We start from the raw sequence: 287 nt of genomic DNA on the forward strand, positions 1-287 counted from the left end.
CCATACACATTTCCGGAACGAAGGATAAAAACTTCGCGGTCGCGGCGCAATACATCCAGCTGGCGCTCTCCATCCCATTTAGAACGACCGTAAAATGAATTCGGTGCCGGAGTCAATTCCTCCTGAAGGGGAGAATCATGATGACCATAGATGGCGATGCTGCTCATGTAGATGACCCTGGATACAGATGACTTTTCTATTGAGTAGGCGAGCTGGGCCGTGCCCCAGTGATTGATCTGGTCAAAGGAGTGCGCATCAGAATCCGCAAAAGGCGTAGTGACTTTAGC

The 287-nt window shown here is 50.5% G+C and carries 1 protein-coding gene; it reads right to left on the minus strand.

All coding sequences use genetic code 11. The annotated features are described in order from the left end of the window. Window positions 1-287 (minus strand): NAD-dependent epimerase/dehydratase family protein (locus LZP69_RS16200; RefSeq protein ID WP_234201723.1); only part of this gene is annotated, 287 nt, incomplete at both ends.

This window comes from Shewanella sp. AS1, from assembly GCF_021412565.1.
Taxonomy (GTDB): domain Bacteria; phylum Pseudomonadota; class Gammaproteobacteria; order Enterobacterales; family Shewanellaceae; genus Shewanella.